Source organism: Tissierella sp. (assembly GCF_031460495.1).
Lineage (GTDB): Bacteria > Bacillota > Clostridia > Tissierellales > Tissierellaceae > JAVKTS01.
Genome location: NZ_JAVKTS010000002.1, coordinates 27,432 through 48,169, shown reverse-complemented (window position 1 = coordinate 48,169; position 20,738 = coordinate 27,432). Strand labels below are relative to the sequence as shown.

Here is a 20,738-nt window from a genome sequence, read left to right as displayed (position 1 = left end):
TCATTATAATTATTTACTTCTGGATATGTTTCAATAATGTATTATGTCCTGAATATATTCAAGAAAATTAAATCGGTCATAGACAAATCCTTTAATCTAATTTATAATATAATTAAGAACACTTGTTTTGGGAGGGTAATACAAATGACTAATACTGAAAAAGCTTATATAGCTGGTATTGTAGATGGAGAAGGTAGTATTATGCTTACAAGATTTCATAAAAATCAATATCATTCTCCATGTGTTTCGATTTCTTCTACAGATTTGGAGCTATTAGAATGGATTAAAAATACTATTAAATCTGGAAAGATTACTAATAAGAAAAATTATAATGAAGAAAGACATAAAGATTCTTATACATATACAATAATTTATGATGAAGCAATACAGTTTCTACAAAGTATCGAACCATATTTAGTAATAGAGAAAAAGAAAGCTAGGGCAAGGCACATTATTACAAAATACAAGGAAGTTACCATAAGAAATGGTAGCTATAACGATATTCAAAAATTAGCTAAAGAGCAATTTTATATTGATTTTATTGCATTATAAAAGCCTTGATTAGTTTCCTAATCAAGGCTTTATCCACCTTATGTATGGTGGAGGCGGTGGGACATGCTATCCAATAGTTTCCTAAAGGCACTGACTATATCTTAAACTTTTCTCAAAGTTCCCTGGCGTATTATGGAAGTAAATTATAGTTTGCCTCTTCCATCCTAGTACTGCATATCAAATGACTTAGCAGCCTATAAGTCGATACAGGGCTGTTGGATTTCTCCACATACCCCTCGGTATCAGCATTTTACAGCCTTCACCGATAAAGCCAAGTTTTCACCTATAGATTACTCTATAGGGCGACTCCCTACTTGAATCGAACCCACGTCCGAAAACATTTCCACAAGAGCTTCTCCGAGTGCATTCAGTAATTTGACTTTCCCTCTACTGGACTTCTACTGACAGAATTCCAGTTTCAGTAGCTTCATAATTTCCGTCTTTAGCTCAAAGCTTTGCTAAATGCGGTTCCCTACTAAGTTGACACCTTAATCCAAGTCGTAGGATTCTCGGTTAAGATGCGCGGCTACTAAGCTGCGAATGCGTAATTATCGTTTGCGTTTATTGTTTGTGCCACTTTTAGCGTTGTTTGGCGACAACGACTCGCTACCCTTGATTCCACATCCCCGTCGAAACCTAATTCGCCCCCATAAATTATTATTGTTTAGCTTAATTAGTATAACAGATTAATAGTATTATGTCAACCTACTTGTATTTCTCAGAACTATGTTGTTCTACTCTTCTAGCTGCATCCTTCTTGGCTATATCATCTCTTTTATCGTAGAGTTTCTTACCCTTTGCAGTAGCCAATTCTACTTTAACTAATCCATCTTTAATATATACGGATAGGGGAACTAAGGTATAGCCTTTTTGTGTTATGGCAATAAAAAGCTTCCTTATTTCCCTTTTGTGCAATAGCAGCTTTCTTTTTCTAATTGGATCTACATTATAAATATTCCCTTGTTCGTAAGGACTTATGTGTAGATTATTTAAATATATTTCTCCATTTTCAATAGATGCATAGCTATCCTTTATATTAAGTTTAGCTTGCCTAATTGATTTAACTTCTGTACCAGTTAGCACTAATCCTGCTTCAATGGTTTCCTCTATGAAGAATTCATATCTAGCTTTTCTATTAGTTGCAACTACCTTAGTACCTATCTTTTTCATATCATCACCACTTATAGTTTTCTGTAATTAAGTTTAACAAATATACATGGTGATGTCAATCTACTAAATTAATTCAAAATCAATATTTCTCTTGACTACATCAGCGTCTAGTACTCTTATCCTTACGGAATCTCCTAGTCTGTACTGCCTGTTTGTTCTCTCACCAATTATATAATATTTTTCTTCATCAAAGTGATAATAGTCATCTAACATATTGTTAAAATGAACTAAACCTTCTATTGTGTTTTCAAGTTGGACAAATAATCCAAAGTTTGTTAGGGAAGATATTATACCATCAAACTCTTCACCTATATGTTTAGTCATATACTGGGCCTTTTTCATATCTTCAACTTCTCTTTCAGCCTCTTCTGCTCGCCTTTCAGTCATAGAAGTATGTTCTGCTATGTCAGGCAAAGTCACTTCTAGTTTTTCTTGGAGCTTGCTACTAAGCTTTCCATTTATATAAGCCTTTATTATTCTGTGTATAACCAAATCTGGATATCTTCTAATAGGTGCTGTAAAGTGAGAATAATACTGAGCTGCAAGACCGAAGTGAATACCTGATTCACTACTATATATTGCCTTCTTTAGTGATCTCAACATTAATGTGCTAATTAATGTCTCTTCCTTTTTCCCTTTTATTTCCTTAGTCAATAGTTGCAGTTCTTTAGGATGAACTTCATTTTGTCCTTTTAAGCTATATCCAAAATTGTGAATTAATTTACTAAAAGCTTCTATCTTTTCTGAAGATGGTTCATCATGTGTTCTATATAAGAATGGGACTTCTGCCCAGAAGAATCTTTCAGCTACTGTTTCATTGCAAACTAGCATAAATTCTTCTATTAATCTATTCGCTATTCGTCTGTCTTCTTTTCTTATCTCTACAGGTATCCCCTTCTCGTCAAGGATAATCTTAGTCTCTGGAAATTCAAAATCTATACTACCTCTTCTCTCTCTTTTCTCATGTAGTATATGGCATAGTTCTTCCATTAGCTTTAGTTCCTTTGATACTGCAGATAACTTTACCTTGGCTTCTTCGTCATCATTCTCTAAGAAATCCGATACATGATCATATACTAGCCTTTGCTTACTATTTATTATTCCTTCAACTATTTCATGATCAACTACTTTTCCACTTTTATCTATTTCCATCATTACAGATAAAGTAAATCTGTCTACATTAGGATTTAAAGAGCATATACCATTGGATAATTCTTTTGGTAACATTGGTATTACCCTATCAATTAAATATACGGAGTTACCTCTTTCCAAAGCTTCCTTGTCTAAAGTGGATTTTTCTCTAACATAATGGCATACATCTGCAATATGAACCCCAAGATAGTAATTGCCATTTTCCTTGACTTCAATGGATACAGCATCATCTATATCCTTCGCATCAAAACCATCAATTGTAAAGGTGTTTAAATGTCTAAGGTCTACTCTTTTGACAGCTTCAACTGGATCAATTTCTTGTTCTATATTCTTTGCTGCTTCCTGTACTTTATCTGGAAACTCCTCTGGTAATCCAAATTGTCTAATAATCGATAAGATATCTGTACCCTTATCACTTAAATATCCTAGGACTTCTACTACTTTACCCTCTGGATTTCTTCTTGCTTCAGGCCATGTAGTTATCTCCACTACTACTTTTTGATTTGTTTTAGCATTATTTGTGCGAGATTTAGGTATAAAAATATCATAACCAATCTTGTGATTATCAGGCACTACAAATCCAAAGCTTTTATTGTCTTCAAAAGTACCAACAATCGTCTTGTTGGATCTTTCTAAAATCCTAATAATCTCCCCTTCTTCTCTCTTTCCTTCCTCTTGTCTTCTTGTAATAGTTGCTATAACCTTATCACCATGCATTGCACCATTCATATTTTCTGCAGGAATAAAAATGTCTCCTCTGGTCCTGTCTTTAACTACAACAAAACCAAAACCTCTTTCATTTCCATCTAAAGTTCCTGTAATTAAATAATCATTATCTATCAAACCATATCTTTCATTCTTAGCTTTAATTATTACTCCTTCTTTTTCTAAAGCTTTTAATACATTATAGAAACTCTCCATATCTTTCCGTTCCAAATTAAAATGCACTGCTAGTTCTTCTTTGAGCATTGGTTTATATTTTTTTTCTTCCATAAATTCAATGATCGTTTCTCTTATAGTCATCAATATTCCTCCTCTTTTGGAACTATTATCACTAGGGGTAAATAATGCTCACTCTATTTTATTTTAGATCCAAATTGTACTCTGTTAAATAAATTCGCCTCATATGAATAGATATTTTCTTTCTTCTCTTCATGGACTCTTATTGCAATAGATATTAATTCATCTATTAGTTTTGAGAAAGAATATCCTCTTCCTTCCCATAAATAAAAAGATATAGACCCTGGTAAAGTGTTTATTTCATTTATATACACCTTATTGTTTGCATCTATCAAAAAATCTATTCTTGAAACCCCTCTACCATCTATAGTAATGAATGCTTTTTTCGCAAGCTCTTCTACTTCCACTATAATATGTTCTTCAATCTCTGCTGGTATTATTCTTCTTTCACCAGATGATTTTCCGCCTTTTTCGTTTGATTTCACATACTTATCTTCAAAAGTTAAGATTTCTTCCCATCCAAGAGGTTCTTCGCATAAGGATGTAATTACTTTATCATCATAGCCCATGACCGCACAATTTATTTCCCTTGAGCTTTCCACTGCTTTTTCAATAATAATTTTCCTATCATACCTAATAGCAATCTCTACAGCAAATATTAATTCATCTCTATCCTTAGCCTTTGAAATACCTATGCTTGATCCAAGATTTGCAGGTTTTACAAACATTGGATAGGATATTTTATCTTCAATTTCTTTGATAACGATATCTTTTTCTTTTGTCCATTTAGATCTATAGAACCAAGTGTAATCAACTATTGGCAGTCCGTTGGCTTTATATACATCTTTCATCAAGATTTTATCCATGCCAACACTAGCACCTAGTACGCCACATCCTACATATGGTATATCCATTAGCTCAAACAATCCCTGAATAGTTCCATCTTCTCCATTCATACCATGAATAGCTGGAAAAACTATATCTATCTCTCCTAATATTTTTTTCCCAAATAGACCTAGCTTTTCTGGATTTGCGTATACATTTTTGTCACCACACTTGGGTAGTAGAGTAATTTCCTTAGCATCTTTAAAGTTATTATCTTTATAATTATTGAATTCTAGTAGACAAGTTCCTGTAAACCATTTGCCATCTTTGTCTATATAAATAGGAACTATTTCATACTTAGTTTTATCAATGTTCTCAATTATCTGCATTCCAGTAATGACAGATACCTCATGTTCTACACTTCGCCCTCCAAAAATTACACCTACTTTTTTCAATTGTCATCCCTCTCTCCTTTAAAGATATGATTATTCACTATAATTATCTGGTAAGTCATTTTCAAATAATATAATATCTTTTGGTCTTGCTAACTTTTGAATAGTTGCTGTTCCTTCGTCAAGAGTGTTTACTACAAAAATATTATCTTTATTATAATTGGCCTCCATTAATCCCTTATATATTGGTTTAGTTCTGTTTTCCCCAACTAATATTACATAATCACATACTTTCCCAATATTTCTACCAAACTCTCTGTTTACCTCTTCTTCCATGGCACCTAATTCAACCATACCAGGAGTAATAATTATCTTTCTTCCTTCTTTAAATTGTGATAATACTTCTAAAGCTGCCTTAGAGCCTATAGGGTTAGAATTAAAAGCATCATCTATGATCGTTATTCCTGTTCCTGGATCTATTATGTTTAGTCTATGAGGTATTGGTTCAATTTTTTCTATACCAGTTTTTATTTCATCATAGGATAAACCTAAAGACTTGGCTACAGCTACTCCAGCCAAGATATTATAGATATTATGCTTACCTAGTAGCTTTGTAGTACAATCCATAGTATATCCTTCATTATCTTTTATTGTAAAAGTTGATCCAGAATGAGAAACTTGGATGTTTTCTGCATAAATATCTAATTTTTCAACATCCTCTAGTCCATATAATACTTTCTCTTTAAATGTTTTATCTGCTAATTTTCTTATGTATTCATTATCATAGTTAAATATTGCTATGCCATCAGTAGGTAATTCTTCAATCATCTCATACTTTGTTTTCATTATGTTGTCTATATTTTTAAATGTCTCTATATGAGTTGGACCTATTGATGTGAGAACACCGATTCTAGGCTTTACCAATTCAGATACTTCTTTAATATCCCCTATATTTCTTGCCCCCAACTCTGCAATAAATACTTGGTGTTCTTCAGTTAATTCATTGTTAATTACTTTGGATAGGCCCATTGGGGTATTATATGATTCTGGTGTATTTAATACTTTGAATTTTTCTTCTAATATAGTACCTAAAATAAATTTAGTACTGGTTTTCCCAAAACTTCCAGTGACACCTACTACATCTAAATCTTGTCTGTTTTTTATTTTTTCTTGAGCCTTTAGATAATATCCCATATTAATTCTTTCTTCCCAGTGTTTTGTTATCTCATTAGTTCCTCGTATTAAAAAGGACTGAGCACAATACAAAATACTGAATAAAAGAACTAAAATTATCAAAGCCATAGGAAAAGACCAAAAAGGTGAAGGTATTAGAAAATTACGAGCTCTAAATATGAAAAATATGACGATTATAGCATTTAGTGCCATATTAGTTGCAAATAGTCTTTTAGCTCTATCTGTAAACACTAAGGGCTTCTTCAAAGGCTGTTTGTTTTTTTTAAATGAAAATAGTTTTGATTTATTAGCTATTAACCATTTTTGATATTGTTCTGAATCATATCCTTCAAGTTGAAGTATATGCAAAAAGTCTTTTGATCTATCTGCCATTAAAATTAATGCTATAACACCTAATATAATGACTATAATTAACAAATTAATCCCCCCAAAATATTGTGAATAACTAATAACTATTCTCTCTTAACTATTCACTGCCTTTATCATACTCCAAAAAGCTTTTAATTATTACTGTAAATCTTTGATAATCATCTAAATATGAAAAATGACCTGCTCCTTCAAATACTACTAGACCTGAGTCTGGTATATGCTTTTCCATTGTCTTTCCAAAATACAATGGTGTAGCTGTATCTTTATCTCCCCATATAAGTAATGTAGGAGCTTTTATTTTCTCTAGTAATGGTAGCAAATTTTCATTTACTGCAATAACCAATATCTTTCTCATAACACCTGAAGCATCTTTATAATCTGTTGATCCAAACTTACTGTAGAATTTCTCCATTTTCTCTTGGTTATTTAACCAGAAAAAAAGCCTTTTATATATAAATCTTAATGTCTTAAAGCTGTAAACTTTTACATAATATTTAGGACCTCTCTTAGGTTTTAATCCTGCACTATTTACAAGCACAATTTTATCCACTAACTCTGGGTACTTACTACCTAAAATAATAGATAGTTTCCCTCCAAAGGAATGACCTATTAAAGTAACTTTCATTATCCCCATCTTATCTATATAATTTTTTACTATTTCTGCATACTTAAAAGAGTCTATAGGCTTATCTGGTTCCTCACTCTTACCAAATCCAGGTAGGTCTAGAGCATGTACTCTGAACTTATCTTTTAGTATATTTACTATGGGCATAACAGTATCTATATTGGCACCCCAACCATGCAATACAATTATGTCATTTCCTGTACCTTCTATTATGTAATTTAACTTTAAATTATCAATTACAATCTCCATAAATAACCAACCTTTTTTATAGTCATAATGTCCTATATCTATATAATTATAACATACTATAGCATATTATTACAGAATTAAAAAAATCCCTCTTTCGAGGGATTTTATTTTAGAATAACAAACCGTTACCAAATAATCCAGCAAATACTAATGCTACTATTGTCATAAGTTTTATTAAGATATTTAGTGATGGTCCAGAAGTATCTTTGAATGGATCTCCTACAGTATCTCCAGTAACTGCAGCTTTGTGAGCCTCGCTACCTTTACCACCGTGAGCTCCTGCTTCAATATATTTCTTAGCATTATCCCATGCTCCACCAGCATTTGACATGAATATAGCCATCAATACACCTGTAACCAATGAACCTCCTAAAAGTCCACCTAATGCTTCTGCACCTAATAATAAACCTATTGCTACTGGAACAACTACTGCTAATAATCCAGGAATTATCATTTCCCTAAGAGCTGCTTTTGTACTTATATCTACACAATTAGCATAATCAGGAGTTGTTGTTCCTTCCATGATACCTGGCATTTCCCTAAATTGTCTTCTAACTTCTTCAATCATGGCAAAAGCTGCTTTACCTACTGCATCCATAGTCATTGCTGAGAATAGGAATGGTAACATACCACCTATAAACATACCTGCAATAACAGTTGGTTTTGTTAAATCTATACTAGTTAATCCCACAGCTTGAGTATAAGAAGCAAATAGTGCAAGAGCTGTAAGAGCTGCTGATCCTATTGCAAATCCTTTACCTACTGCTGCTGTAGTATTTCCTACTGAGTCAAGTTTGTCTGTAATTTCTCTAACATTTTCTGGTAACTCACACATTTCTGCAATTCCACCAGCATTATCAGCAATTGGACCATAAGCATCTACTGCTATAGTCATACCTGCTGTTGATAACATACCTACTGCTGCTAAAGCTATACCATATAACCCTTGAGCTGCATTAGTTGATCCACCTGATACATAATAAGCTACTAAGATACCAATAGCTATTACAATAATAGGTCCAGCAGTCGACATCATACCTACTGAAAGTCCACCAATGATATTTGTTGAGGCTCCTGTTTCTGATTCTTTAGCTATCTTTTTAACTGGACCATAATCTCCAGATGTGTAATATTCTGTTATTCTAGCTATAATAAGTCCTACTGCTAATCCAGACAGTATTGCTATAAATGGCTTATATGATTCTAATATATAATTACTTAAAAAGAAACCAGCTACTACAGTAATCAATGAACTTACTAATGTTCCACTATTTAATGCTTTTTGAGGGTCTTTGTCACCTCTAACAAAGTAAACACCAATTATTGAAGCAATAATACCTACAGCTGAAAGTGCAAGAGCGTAATAAACTCCTTTTTCTCCATAAGCTACAATACCTAAAGTAATAGCTGAAATAATTGCTCCAACATAGGATTCAAATAAGTCAGCTCCCATTCCTGCTACATCTCCAACATTATCTCCTACGTTATCTGCAATAACAGCAGGGTTTCTTGGATCGTCTTCTGGAATTCCAGCTTCTACTTTACCTACTAAGTCTGCTCCTACATCTGCTGCTTTAGTATAGATCCCTCCACCTACTCTAGCAAATAATGCTATAGATGAAGCACCTAATCCAAAGCCTGTTATAATATTTGCATCCTCAAATATTATGTAAAGTACTCCTACTCCTAAAAGCCCTAAACCTACTACAGTCATTCCCATTACCGCCCCACCTGAGAATGCTACATTTAATGCCTTTGTCATACCAGATTCCATCGCTGCATTTGCAGTTCTTACATTTGCTTTTGTAGCCACTTGCATACCAAAATATCCTGCTGCAATTGAAAATAACGCTCCAAGTAAGAAACAAAGTGCAGTTTTAATTCCAAGGCCTGGTGCAAATGTTAAAATAATAAAAAGTACTACAACGAAAATTGCTAATGATTTGTATTGTCTACTAAGGAAAGCCATAGAACCGTCATGAATGTATTTTGCTATTTCCTGCATTCTAGCATTTCCTGGTTTAACCTTCTCAACACCTTTTGCTTTATAAAAAGCAAATAATAACGCCAATATACCAACTACTGGCGCTGCAATTAATGCCATATTCATTTTTTTACTCCTCCTTCGTTATTTAGCTGCTAGTATTAAAGCTGATATTAAAAAGATAACAGCTGATATTACTGTTACTCTTTTAAGCATGTCTTGGCGGCTTGAACCTCTTGATTTGCCCCATAATGAATCTGATGAATTTCCCCCTACTGTTCCTAGGCCACCATCATTGCCTTCTTGTAATACTACAGAAACTATCAAAGATAAACTTGATGCAAGAATTAATACTGAAAATAATGTTGTCATATTTACACCTCCAACAAATAAAGTAGATATAACCATATCCCCTATAAACATTACTATTTTAACATAGAAGGAGCATAAAATCAATAGATAGATTAACTCTGTAAAAGATTAAATCATTGATCTACGCCCCCTTATTCTACTATTTTTTCAAATTATAAAATGTATTTTTTCCTCTATATACTGCGCTATTACCTAGCATATCTTCTATTCTTAGTAATTGATTGTATTTTGCAACTCTATCAGTCCTAGAAGGTGCTCCTGTCTTTATTTGGCCTGCATTTGTTGCTACTACCAAATCTGCTATTGTAGTATCTTCTGTTTCACCTGATCTATGAGATACAACTGCTGTATATCCATTTATTCTTGCCATCTCTATAGTATCTAATGTTTCTGTAAGGGTACCTATTTGATTTAATTTAACCAATACTGAGTTTGAAATATTTAAATCTATACCTTTTTCAAGTCTTTCTGTATTAGTTACAAATAAATCATCACCTACTAACTGGATTTTATCCCCAAGTCTTTCAGTTAGCAATTTCCATCCATCCCAATCATCTTCTGCTAAGCCATCTTCTATGGAGATTATAGGATATTTATCTACTAAGTCTGCGTAATAATCTATCATTTGTTCTACTGTAAGGGTTCTACCTTCTCCTTGAAGATTATAAACCTTTTTATCTTCATCATACATTCCTGAAGCAGCTACATCTAATGCTAGCATTATCTCTTCACCAGGTTTATATCCTGCTTTTTCAATAGCTTCAACTATGGTCTTTAATGCTTCTTCATTACTTGATAAGTTTGGTGCGAATCCACCCTCATCACCTACAGCTGTATTCAATCCTTTTGATTTAAGAACTATCCTTAGATTATGAAATATTTCTGCTCCCATTCTTAATGCTTCTCTAAAATTAACTGCTCCAACAGGCATTACCATAAATTCTTGGATATCTACATTATTGTCTGCATGCTCCCCACCATTTAAAATATTCATCATAGGAACTGGAAGCACTTTTGCATTTATTCCGCCTATATATTGATATAATGGCATGTTTAATTCATCAGCTGCTGCTCTTGCTACTGCTAATGATACTCCAAGTATAGCATTTGCTCCTAACTTTCCTTTGTTTGGTGTGCCATCTAATTCAATCATTATTTTATCTATATCGGATTGCTCAAATACATTCATGCCTATTATTTCTTCTGCAATAATATTATTAACATTTTCTACCGCTTTCATAACACCTTTACCTAAATATCTTCCTTTATCTCCATCTCTTAATTCAACAGCTTCAAATATACCTGTAGAAGCTCCTGAAGGAACTAAAGCTCTACCATGTGCATCATTTTCAGTCCATACTTCAACCTCTATTGTTGGATTACCCCTTGAGTCAAGTACCTCTCTTGCATAAATATCTGTTATTATACTCATATTTATCATCCTTTCTTTAATGATTTCCCTGTCATTTCTTCTGGTTTTTCCAGCCCCATTAATTCTAATATTGTGGGAGCTAAGTCTGCTAATATGCCTTCATTTAATTTAACATTCTTCTCTCCAACTAATATTAATGGTACTCTATTGTTTGTATGTGAAGTTATAGGACTGCCATCATTTTCATCTATGAGCATTTCTGCATTCCCATGATCAGATGTAATTAAAGCCTTTCCACCTTTTTCTAATAAAAGTTCTATTATTTCTCCTAAGCAACTATCCACTGTCTCTATGGCTTTTACTGTTGCTTCTACTACTCCTGTATGGCCAACCATATCTGCATTTGCAAAATTCAAAACAATTAAATCATATTTATCCATTTTCAACCTAGCTATTACCTCATCTTTTACAGCTATAGCACTCATCTCTGGCTTTAGATCATAAGTTGCTACTTTTGGAGAAGGGATAAGGGCTCTATCCTCATTGATAAAAGGTGGCTCCACACCTCCATTGAAGAAGAAAGTTACATGGGCATATTTTTCAGTTTCCGCAATTCTAAGTTGATATAGACCTTTATTACTTATATACTGTCCTAATGTATTAATAGGCGAAGCATTTGTATAGGCTATATGAACATTTCCTATAGTTTCATCATATTGTGTCATAGTAACAAAAAATGTTGCAACCTTTTTTTCTCTTTCAAATCCACCAAAATTCTCATCTACAAAGGCTCTAGTTAGTTGCCTTGGTCTATCTGATCTGAAATTAAAAAATATAATAGAATCAGAAGTGTCTATAGTGGCTACTGGTAAACTGTTTTCTTTTATAACAGTAGGAATAATGAACTCATCGGTAATGTCTTCACCATAGGATTTTTCCACAACTAGCAAAGGGTTACTGTTTTCATCGCCAATCCCAAGTACCATGGCATCATAAGCTAATTTTGTTCTATCCCATCTTTTATCTCTATCCATTGCATAATATCTTCCAGATATTGTGGCAATCTTACCTACTCCTATTTCTTCCATCTTATCCATTAGAGCTTTTATATCTTCTTTTCCAGAAGTAGGTGATACATCTCTACCATCTAGTATTACATGTACATAAACATCATAAAATTCATGTTTTTTCATCAATTCTAATAATGCGTATAAATGTGTATTATGACTATGGACTCCTCCTTCTGATAACAAACCTATTAAATGTAATTTTGAGTTATTTTGCTTTGCATTTTCTATCGCACCTAAAAATTCCTTTTTATCAAAGAAATCTCCATCTACTATAGATTTAGATATTTTGGTAAAGTCTTGATATATTATTCGCCCTGCCCCAATATTTAAATGACCTACCTCAGAATTACCCATCTGTCCTGCTGGTAATCCCACTAATAAGCCACCTGCTTCTAAAGTAGTATTTGGATTTTCTTCAAACAATCTATCTATATTAGGTGTTCTAGCTAATTTTACTGCATTCCCAGCATATTCCTTTCCTATACCAAATCCATCAAGTATTATTAGCATGACTGGTGTTTTAACCATATCTTCCTCCATTAATAATTTATTAAACTAACGAAGTCTTCAGCCTTTAGACTAGCCCCGCCAACTAAAGCACCATCTATTTCATTTTTATTCATCAATTCTTTTATATTGCTTGGTTTTACAGATCCTCCATATTGTATCCTAATTATATCTTTCTTGTCACCATATTTGCTACCAATGGTCTCCCGTATGAAACCTAGCATATAATTGGCATCATCTGATGAAGCAGTTTTACCTGTTCCAATTGCCCAAATTGGTTCATAGGCAATTACTATATTATCTAAATCTTTTCCTTCTATTCCCTCAAAGGCATTTAAGATTTGAGATTTTACCACATCTTTTTCAATTTCCTCTTCCCTTTGCTCTAGGGTTTCACCTACGCAAACTATTGGCTTAATACCATGGATTAGTGCAGATTTAATTTTCTTATTTACATTGTCATCGGTTTCATTGAAGTATTGTCGTCTTTCCGAGTGACCAAGTATTACATATTCAACACCTAGTTCCTTTAACATCAATGGAGATACCTCTCCTGTGAAAGCCCCATTATTTTCCCAATGCATATTTTGTGCACCTAATTTTATATTAGTATTTTCTATGGCTTTTTTACCAGCTTGAAGCATAGTAAAGGGTAAACATATTACTGCTTCAACTTCTTCAATTAATTTTTGAGATTTTATCTCTTCAATTAATTGAAGTCCTTCTTTTATAGTATTATTCATTTTCCAATTTCCTGCGATTATAGGAGTTCGCATTAATATTACCTCCTCTTTATCTTTCAGATATTGCCTCAATTCCTAGTAGAATCTTCCCTTCTAATAATTCTAAGGAAGCTCCTCCTCCTGTGGATATATGGGTCATCTTTTGTCCATAGCCTGCCTTTTCCACTGCAGAAGCAGAATCTCCACCACCTACTATGGTAATTCCATCTGTTTCTGACATTGCTTTTGCAATAGAGTTAGTTCCTTTTGCAAAGTTGTCCATTTCAAATACTCCCATAGGTCCATTCCAAATTATAGTTTTCGCCTTCAATATTTCATCTGAGAATAGTTTTATGGATTTTTCACCAATATCTAATCCCATCATGTCTTCTGGAATCTTTTCTATTTCAACAGTCTTATATTCAGTATCATTCTTGAATTCCTTTGCAACAACAGTATCTACTGGTAAAACTAATTGTACATTTTTTTCCTTGGCCTTTTGCAATAAACTCTTTGCCAAGTCTATCTTATCTTCTTCCAATAGTGATTTACCTATTTCATGACCCTGTGCCTTTAAAAAGGTATAAGCCATGCCTCCACCAACTATTATTGTATCTACTTTATTTATAAGGTTTTCGATTACCCCAATTTTATCTGATACTTTAGCACCACCTAAAATAGCCACAAATGGCCTTTCCGGTGCTTCAAGAGCCTTACCCATGATAGATATCTCTTTCTCAACTAAATAGCCAACAGCGGACGGTAAATAGGTAGAAACCCCTACATTAGATGCATGTGCCCTATGAGAAGTTCCAAATGCATCATTCACATATAATTCACCAAGAGATGCTAATTCTTTTGAGAAGTTTTCCTCATTCTTTTCCTCTTCTTTTCTAAATCTTGTATTCTCAAGTAAGGCAACATCACCATTTTTCATGGTATCTATTTTCTTTTTTACTATATCTGATACAACATTATCATCCTCTGCAAATATAACTTCTTTATTAAGTAATTCTGTTAGTCTATCTGCTACTGCTTTTAAAGAATATTTCTTATTTGGCTCTCCTTTAGGTCTACCTAAATGTGACATAAGTATTACTTTAGCACCTTTATCAGTTAAAAAATTTATAGTTGGCAAGGAACTAGTTATCCTTATATCATCTGTAATTTTTCCATTTTCATCCATGGGTACATTAAAGTCACATCTTACTAAAACCTTTTTCCCTGAAAAATTTAAATCTTTTAATGATTTTTTATTGAGCATTCCCATCCCTCCATAACAAATGTTTGAATAAGTTCGGTTTTTGGTGCCTGGCACCAGAAACCGAACTTATTTGTTAATCTATTTATTTGCTACTAATTTTGCTAGGTCAACTACTCTTTCTGAGTATCCCCACTCATTATCATACCATGATACTACCTTAACCATATTGTCTATAACCATAGTTGATAGACTGTCTACGATTGAGGAACGAGGGTCTGCTATATAATCTGAAGATACTAGTGGTTCATCTGAATAACCTAATATTCCTTTTAGTTCTCCTTCACTAGCTTCTTTTAATACTCTATTAACTTCTTCTGCTGTAGTTCCCTTTCCAACTTCAAATACTACATCTACCATTGAAACTGTAGGTACTGGAACTCTAACTGAGAAACCATTCAATTTACCTTTTAGTTCTGGCAATACTAATGCTACAGCTTTTGCAGCTCCTGTTGTAGTTGGGATTATATTTTGTGCTGCAGTTCTTGCGCGTCTAAGATCTTTATGTCTTTTATCTAGTATTTGTTGATCATTTGTATATGCATGAATTGTAGTCATCAATCCTTTGTTAATTCCAAAGTTCTCTAATATAACTTTAGCCACTGGTGCTAAACAGTTTGTTGTACATGAAGCATTGGAAATAATATGATGTTTTGCTGGTTCATATTTATCTTCATTTACTCCTAATACAATTGTAATATCTTCATCCTTAGCTGGTGCAGTAATTATTACTTTCTTTGCACCTGCAGTTATATGTTTAGATAGACCTTCTCTGTCTCTAAATGCACCTGTAGAGTCTATAACTAATTCTACTCCAAGCTCTTTCCATGGAATTTCAACTGGATCTCTATGAGCTACTACTTTGATTTTTTTACCATTGATTATAAATCCATCTTCTGCTACCTCTATAGTACCATCAAATTTTCCATACATTGTATCATACTTAAATAAATGTGCTAAATCTTCAAGACTACCAGATGCATTAACTGCAACTATCTCAAATTCGTCTACACCATTTTCTGCATAAGATCTTAATACATCTCTACCAATTCTACCAAATCCACTTAATCCAACTTTCATTGACATAAAAATTCCTCCTTAAGATTTTTTTATATTAATAGCTATAATTTAGCTTTTTATACGATTTCCAATATCTTTCTTGCAGATGATTCATCTGTTATTAATGTCATATTTTTATTTAAAGAAGATACAGCCAGTATTGCCTCTGCTTTATCCTCACCACCTGCTACTCCAATAATATTATCCAATAGCTTAAACTTTTCAAGGGGTAAGCCAATTGTCTTGTATTCTAAGACTTCTTCTCCATTTATATCAAAATAATGACCTAATGATTCAGCTACAGCTCCACAATGAATTAATTCTCCTATTTTTTCATCTTGCATATTTCTTCTTTTGGCCATTACATCAGCTCTACCTATGCCAAAAACTAGAATATTCATATTATCCATCTTTTCCATAGTTTCCTTAATATCTTTGTTTTTTAGCATTAGCTGTAATGTTTCTTCATCAATACTATCAGGGACATATAATAATCTATATGATCCACCTAGCTTTTCGGCTAGTTTTGCAGCTATTGAGTTGGACTGAGTCTCTACTTCAGATCCTAAACCTCCTCTCGCTGGTATAACCATTATATCTCTAGGTTTATTATCAAATGTAACTTCCTTTGCCACAGCTGCCATTGTACTACCACCAGTAATGCCAATAATATCTTTAGGCTGAATGATACTTTTAAGCATCCTTGAAGTAATTTTACCCATTTCTTTGAGAACCATCCGATTATCATTTAAGTTCCCAGGGGCTATTATAGCTTTTTTAATCCCTAATACATCTTTTAATTGCTCTTCAAGCTTTGGTATGCCTTTTAGTCTATAATAAATTGAATCAATATCTGATAAAATCTTTTTTCCATCTTCAGTTATATACATACCCATTATATCAACACTTAATAATCCTAGGGATTTAAGCATATCCACTTCATCCCTAACTGCTCGTTCCTTAAAGTTTAATTCATTTGCTAAAGTTCTTCTTCCAATTGGTTGATTATAAGAAACAGATCTAAGAATTTGGTATCTTTTCTCGATTATTTCTATCATTTCTGGGGATATTATTTTCAGTAATTCTAATGTATCCAATTCATCACCTCTTGATTAGAAAATTTAATCAAAGACATGGGATTATTCTTGTCCCACTCCGTGTATTATTTGTCCCGCAAATGATAAAGAAATAGTAGAATATTAATTCCACTACCCTTAGTATATATTAGTATAGTTTTTAATGCAATACGAAAATACAATTTATTTCTAATATCTTCTTCTCATGGAAGAGGACATAATATTTAATTCATCTCTGTATTTTGCTACTGTTCTTCTCGATATATTTATACCTTTTGATTTTAATATTTCAGATATTTTCTGATCGCTATAAGGTTTTTTAATATCCTCACTATCAATTAACTCCTTCAATGTGGATTTAATACTAGTTGATGATATATCACCATCATCCCCTAATAATCCTGATGAAAAGAAATACTTTAATTCAAATAATCCTCTAGGGGTCTGCACATACTTACCATTAGTTGCTCTTGATATGGTTGACTCATGCATTTCTATATCCTCAGCCACATCTTTCAAAGTTAATGGTCTTAATGATTTTTCGCCCTCTAGAAAAAAATTTATTTGAAATTTTAATATTGATTCTATTACTTTTTTAATTGTAGATCTTCTTTGCTCTATACTTCTGATTATCCACATTGCTGAATTAAACTTTTCGTTAAGAAATTCTATAGTATTCTTATCATTTCCTGTTTTCATCAGTTCTCTGTAATAGGAATTAATATTTAATTTGGGTCCTGCTGTATCATTTAAAACAACTACAAATTCCCCTTCTATTAACTCAATACTAGCATCTGGAGCTACATATCTAATCTCATCATTATTATAAAAACTTCTGCCAGGTTTAGGCTCCAGTCCTCTTATATAATCACATGCTTCTTGAACTTGCATTAAATCTAGATTAAGTTCTTTAGCAATTTTCTGTATTTTGTTATGCCCAAGATCCTCTAAATAATCTTGGATTATTGGTATTACATAGCTCTCATAATCTTTTCTTTCTCTTACTTGAATCAATAGACATTCTCTTAGATCTCTAGCTCCAACTCCTAGGGGTTCAAAGGTTTGTACTACTTTTAATATAATTTCAACTTCTTCTATACTACATTGCATATAATCTGAAATATCTGCTACAGATAGTTTTAAATATCCATTTTCATCTATATTATGTATTATATTCTCGCCTATTTTCCATTCTTTATTCCCTAAACATACAAGATTAAGCTGAGACATTAAATGTTCATTTAAAGTAGGTTCGTATGATACAAAAGATTCATAATTATAATCCTTAAGATTTTTATCTACTTGTGGTCTATAACTAATATCATCATATTTTTCTAAGTATTCCTTCCAATCTATTTCCTTATCTTCTGTATATTTGTCTAGATTCTCAAACTCATCTGTGGAACTTAATGATTCAAGCATAGGATTTTCTTCTAATTCATTTGCTAGATATTCCTTTAATTCTAGGCTATTGAATTGAAGTAGTTCTATGGCTTGTCTTAGTTCTGGTGTCATCACTAGTTTTTGTGATTGTTCAAGGGTTAAATCATAGCTAAGTCTCATTTATTCCAATCCTCTCTAGATATAATTTCTATACCTCTATTATATCAGATGTTTACAAAAGCACAAAATAAAAGACAAGGAATTTTTATTAACCTTGTCTTTATATTACATTCTTTTAAATTATCTTTGAGTTTTATCGTATGGAATACCTTCGGCTTTTGGAGCCCTTGATTTCTTAGATGTAAACGCAAGAACTATCATTGTAGCGATATAAGGCATCATCTTGTAGTAAGTTTGATTGATACCTAGATTATAAAGAAATGGTATCAAAGAAACTGAATAAGCTAAAGTTCTAAGGAATGCAAAAAATATTGCTCCAAAAAAGATTCTGCCTGGTTTCCATTGACCGAATATCATTACTGCTAAAGCTAGAAATCCAAATCCAGCAACACCAGTATGCCCATTTACATTACCATCCATAACTCCTACAGAATAGAAGAATCCTCCGATGCCACCTAATATACCTGATATGCAAACACCTGCATATCTCATTCTATGAACATTTATACCTACTGAATCAGCTGCATGGGGATGCTCTCCACATGCACGAAGTCTAAGTCCAAACTTAGTCTTATAAAACACAATAGCAGATATAATCAGAAAAATTAAACCAATGCCAACTGTTAAATATGTTTTTTGGAAAAACAATTGTCCTAATACTGGAATATCACCCAGTACAGGCATTTTTCGAATATAAAAATTCATCCTAGTTGTAATACCATCACTATTGAAGAACATCTTTGAAAATAACAAAATTGCTGCCGGTATAAGCATGTTTAGAGAAGTTCCTGTAATAGTTTGATTTGCCTTCATAGTTACTGCAGCGAAGGATAATAACAGTGAGTATATTATTCCTGCTATAGCGGCTATTATCATACCTATAAGTAAAATCGTTTGTGGACCCATACCTGATTCTTGAACTGCATAAACAAATAAGGCTCCAAAGAAAGCTCCAAAAAGCATAATTCCTTCAAGTGCTAGGTTTATTACTCCAGATGTTTCGCTAAACATACCACCTAGTGCTACAAGGAGCAGTGGAATAGCTACAGGAAGCATGTTTTGTATTAAATAATATACAGTTTCCATTATTCTGCCTCCTTTGTATTATTGTCAGGCATCTTATCTGATTTCATCTCTACAGATTTATCTTCTATAGTTTCAAGAACTGGATGTCTCTTTTCAATACGTTTTTTAAAGAAACTAGCTAGTGCAGAATTCATTATCATAGCAAATGCAGAAAAATAAATAATTATAGCTATTACAACATCTATTATCTCCGGCTTATATCCAACAAGGCTTGCCAGTGTACCTCCACGCTGTATATGGGAGATAAAGATTGATGATAAAATGATTCCCAATGGATGAGAATTCCCAAGGAGTGCAACAGCAATACCATTAAATCCAGCAGCAGCAATAATATTAATAGGTTCATAGGTCATACTACTTCCTGCTATGGCAGATGGTGCAAGTATTGCAAATGCACCCCCTAGACCCGCTAGTCCACCAGCTATTACCATTGTAATCATTATATTTGTTTTTCCCTTCATCCCAGCATATTCACTAGCATACTTATTAAATCCTGTTGCCTTTAATTCATATCCGAAAGTGGTTTTTTGCAAGATAATGTATAAAATGAATCCAATTATTATTGCAAATATAATTCCTAGATTTACATTGGACCCAGCAACACCCAGAGATGGAATTTGCGCATTTAATGGCAAATAGTTGGTTCTAGTCATAGTAGAATTATACATAATTGAATTTCCCTGAACTAGCATATCAACTAAATACATACCAATATAGTTGAACATAATTGATGTAATTACTTCATTTACATTTAGAAAGGCTTTAAAAAAACCAGGAATAAAACCCCAGAGCATACCTCCCAGCATTCCAGCTAAAATAGCCACTATCCAATGTATTCCACTAGGTAAATCCCACATAAAACCAACATAAAGGGAAAAAAACATACCCATTGTATATTGTCCTGAGGCACCTATATTAAATAATCCCATTTTAAATGCAAAACCTACAGCTAAACCTGTCATTAAAATTGGCGTTGCAAAATAAAAAACATTACCTATACGATTAAATCCTCCTAAAACTATATGTCTAAATCCTGCTATTGCACTTCCTGGTGCAGCGGCAAGCATTACAACAAATCCAAAAACTAGGCCCAGAAAAATAGCCATTAGCGCAGATGATAGGGAGGAAAATCCAACACTATGTGTTATGTTTCTCAGATTAAATTTATTTTTATTTAT

17 protein-coding genes and 1 other RNA gene are annotated in these 20,738 nt (G+C 32.9%); 1 reads left to right on the top strand and 17 read right to left on the bottom strand.

Annotated features, from left to right (window positions below; translation table 11 throughout):
• The first annotated feature begins 144 nt into the window (after positions 1-144).
• Positions 145-552: an LAGLIDADG family homing endonuclease gene (locus RIN63_RS03975; protein ID WP_310443382.1), complete on the top strand. Its 408-nt coding sequence runs from the start codon at positions 145-147 to the stop codon at positions 550-552.
• A gap of 315 nt (positions 553-867) precedes the next feature.
• On the opposite strand, the gene ssrA is transcribed toward RIN63_RS03975, so the two are convergent.
• The 17 genes from ssrA to RIN63_RS03890 form a co-directional block, all read right to left on the bottom strand.
• Positions 868-1,192: a transfer-messenger RNA gene (ssrA, locus tag RIN63_RS03970) on the bottom strand.
• Positions 1,193-1,257: 65 nt separating this feature from the next.
• Positions 1,258-1,722 carry an SsrA-binding protein SmpB gene (smpB, locus tag RIN63_RS03965; RefSeq protein ID WP_310443381.1) on the bottom strand — a complete coding sequence of 155 codons (465 nt, stop codon included), beginning with the start codon at positions 1,720-1,722 and terminating at the stop codon, positions 1,258-1,260.
• A 63-nt stretch (positions 1,723-1,785) separates the two neighbouring features.
• Entirely contained in the window at positions 1,786-3,897 is a 2,112-nt protein-coding gene (rnr, locus tag RIN63_RS03960) for a ribonuclease R (protein ID WP_310443380.1), read from the bottom strand.
• 53 nt (positions 3,898-3,950) lie between these two features.
• Positions 3,951-5,114 carry a D-alanine--D-alanine ligase family protein gene (locus RIN63_RS03955; protein WP_310443379.1) on the bottom strand — a complete coding sequence of 388 codons (1,164 nt, stop codon included), beginning with the start codon at positions 5,112-5,114 and terminating at the stop codon, positions 3,951-3,953.
• A gap of 30 nt (positions 5,115-5,144) precedes the next feature.
• Positions 5,145-6,662 (bottom strand): Mur ligase family protein, encoded by a 1,518-nt coding sequence (locus RIN63_RS03950; RefSeq protein ID WP_310443378.1) that lies wholly within the window; start codon positions 6,660-6,662, stop codon positions 5,145-5,147.
• A 49-nt stretch (positions 6,663-6,711) separates the two neighbouring features.
• Positions 6,712-7,488, bottom strand: a complete 777-nt coding sequence (locus RIN63_RS03945; protein WP_310443377.1) for an alpha/beta hydrolase — start codon at positions 7,486-7,488, stop codon at positions 6,712-6,714.
• A 109-nt stretch (positions 7,489-7,597) separates the two neighbouring features.
• Complete coding sequence (locus RIN63_RS03940; protein ID WP_310443376.1) at positions 7,598-9,598, bottom strand: sodium-translocating pyrophosphatase; 2,001 nt, start codon at positions 9,596-9,598, stop codon at positions 7,598-7,600.
• 18 nt (positions 9,599-9,616) lie between these two features.
• Positions 9,617-9,844 carry a preprotein translocase subunit SecG gene (secG, locus tag RIN63_RS03935; RefSeq protein WP_310443375.1) on the bottom strand — a complete coding sequence of 76 codons (228 nt, stop codon included), beginning with the start codon at positions 9,842-9,844 and terminating at the stop codon, positions 9,617-9,619.
• 139 nt (positions 9,845-9,983) lie between these two features.
• Positions 9,984-11,276, bottom strand: a complete 1,293-nt coding sequence (gene eno, locus RIN63_RS03930) for a phosphopyruvate hydratase (RefSeq protein WP_310443374.1) — start codon at positions 11,274-11,276, stop codon at positions 9,984-9,986.
• A gap of 5 nt (positions 11,277-11,281) precedes the next feature.
• Positions 11,282-12,814: a 2,3-bisphosphoglycerate-independent phosphoglycerate mutase gene (gene gpmI / locus RIN63_RS03925; protein ID WP_310443373.1), complete on the bottom strand. Its 1,533-nt coding sequence runs from the start codon at positions 12,812-12,814 to the stop codon at positions 11,282-11,284.
• A gap of 11 nt (positions 12,815-12,825) precedes the next feature.
• Entirely contained in the window at positions 12,826-13,569 is a 744-nt protein-coding gene (tpiA, locus tag RIN63_RS03920) for a triose-phosphate isomerase (RefSeq protein WP_310443372.1), read from the bottom strand.
• A gap of 16 nt (positions 13,570-13,585) precedes the next feature.
• Positions 13,586-14,779 carry a phosphoglycerate kinase gene (locus RIN63_RS03915; RefSeq protein ID WP_310443371.1) on the bottom strand — a complete coding sequence of 398 codons (1,194 nt, stop codon included), beginning with the start codon at positions 14,777-14,779 and terminating at the stop codon, positions 13,586-13,588.
• 78 nt (positions 14,780-14,857) lie between these two features.
• The gene (gene gap, locus RIN63_RS03910; RefSeq protein ID WP_310443370.1) at positions 14,858-15,862 is read right to left on the bottom strand and encodes a type I glyceraldehyde-3-phosphate dehydrogenase; all 1,005 of its coding nucleotides are present in this window, start codon (positions 15,860-15,862) and stop codon (positions 14,858-14,860) included.
• A gap of 50 nt (positions 15,863-15,912) precedes the next feature.
• Positions 15,913-16,932, bottom strand: a complete 1,020-nt coding sequence (locus tag RIN63_RS03905) for a sugar-binding domain-containing protein (RefSeq protein WP_310443369.1) — start codon at positions 16,930-16,932, stop codon at positions 15,913-15,915.
• 168 nt (positions 16,933-17,100) lie between these two features.
• Positions 17,101-18,474: an RNA polymerase factor sigma-54 gene (gene rpoN, locus RIN63_RS03900; RefSeq protein ID WP_310443368.1), complete on the bottom strand. Its 1,374-nt coding sequence runs from the start codon at positions 18,472-18,474 to the stop codon at positions 17,101-17,103.
• Positions 18,475-18,594: 120 nt separating this feature from the next.
• A complete protein-coding gene (locus tag RIN63_RS03895) occupies positions 18,595-19,560 on the bottom strand; it encodes an ABC transporter permease (RefSeq protein WP_310443367.1) in 966 nt (321 codons plus the stop codon).
• Entirely contained in the window at positions 19,560-20,666 is a 1,107-nt protein-coding gene (locus RIN63_RS03890; protein ID WP_310443366.1) for an ABC transporter permease, read from the bottom strand. The genes RIN63_RS03895 and RIN63_RS03890 overlap by 1 nt, the downstream gene beginning before the upstream one ends.
• Between the last annotated feature and the right edge of the window lie 72 nt (positions 20,667-20,738).

Coding starts and splice junctions, on each gene's coding strand:
- RIN63_RS03975 (WP_310443382.1), top strand. CDS start 145: ATGACTAATACTGAAAAAGCTTATATAGCTGGTATTGTAGATGGAGAA.
- smpB (WP_310443381.1), bottom strand. CDS start 1,722: ATGAAAAAGATAGGTACTAAGGTAGTTGCAACTAATAGAAAAGCTAGA.
- rnr (WP_310443380.1), bottom strand. CDS start 3,897: ATGACTATAAGAGAAACGATCATTGAATTTATGGAAGAAAAAAAATAT.
- RIN63_RS03945 (WP_310443377.1), bottom strand. CDS start 7,488: ATGGAGATTGTAATTGATAATTTAAAGTTAAATTACATAATAGAAGGT.
- RIN63_RS03940 (WP_310443376.1), bottom strand. CDS start 9,598: ATGAATATGGCATTAATTGCAGCGCCAGTAGTTGGTATATTGGCGTTA.
- secG (WP_310443375.1), bottom strand. CDS start 9,844: ATGACAACATTATTTTCAGTATTAATTCTTGCATCAAGTTTATCTTTG.
- eno (WP_310443374.1), bottom strand. CDS start 11,276: ATGAGTATAATAACAGATATTTATGCAAGAGAGGTACTTGACTCAAGG.
- gpmI (WP_310443373.1), bottom strand. CDS start 12,814: ATGGTTAAAACACCAGTCATGCTAATAATACTTGATGGATTTGGTATA.
- tpiA (WP_310443372.1), bottom strand. CDS start 13,569: ATGCGAACTCCTATAATCGCAGGAAATTGGAAAATGAATAATACTATA.
- RIN63_RS03915 (WP_310443371.1), bottom strand. CDS start 14,779: ATGCTCAATAAAAAATCATTAAAAGATTTAAATTTTTCAGGGAAAAAG.
- gap (WP_310443370.1), bottom strand. CDS start 15,862: ATGTCAATGAAAGTTGGATTAAGTGGATTTGGTAGAATTGGTAGAGAT.
- rpoN (WP_310443368.1), bottom strand. CDS start 18,474: ATGAGACTTAGCTATGATTTAACCCTTGAACAATCACAAAAACTAGTG.
- RIN63_RS03895 (WP_310443367.1), bottom strand. CDS start 19,560: ATGGAAACTGTATATTATTTAATACAAAACATGCTTCCTGTAGCTATT.
- RIN63_RS03890 (WP_310443366.1), bottom strand. CDS start 20,666: ATGGCTATTTTTCTGGGCCTAGTTTTTGGATTTGTTGTAATGCTTGCC.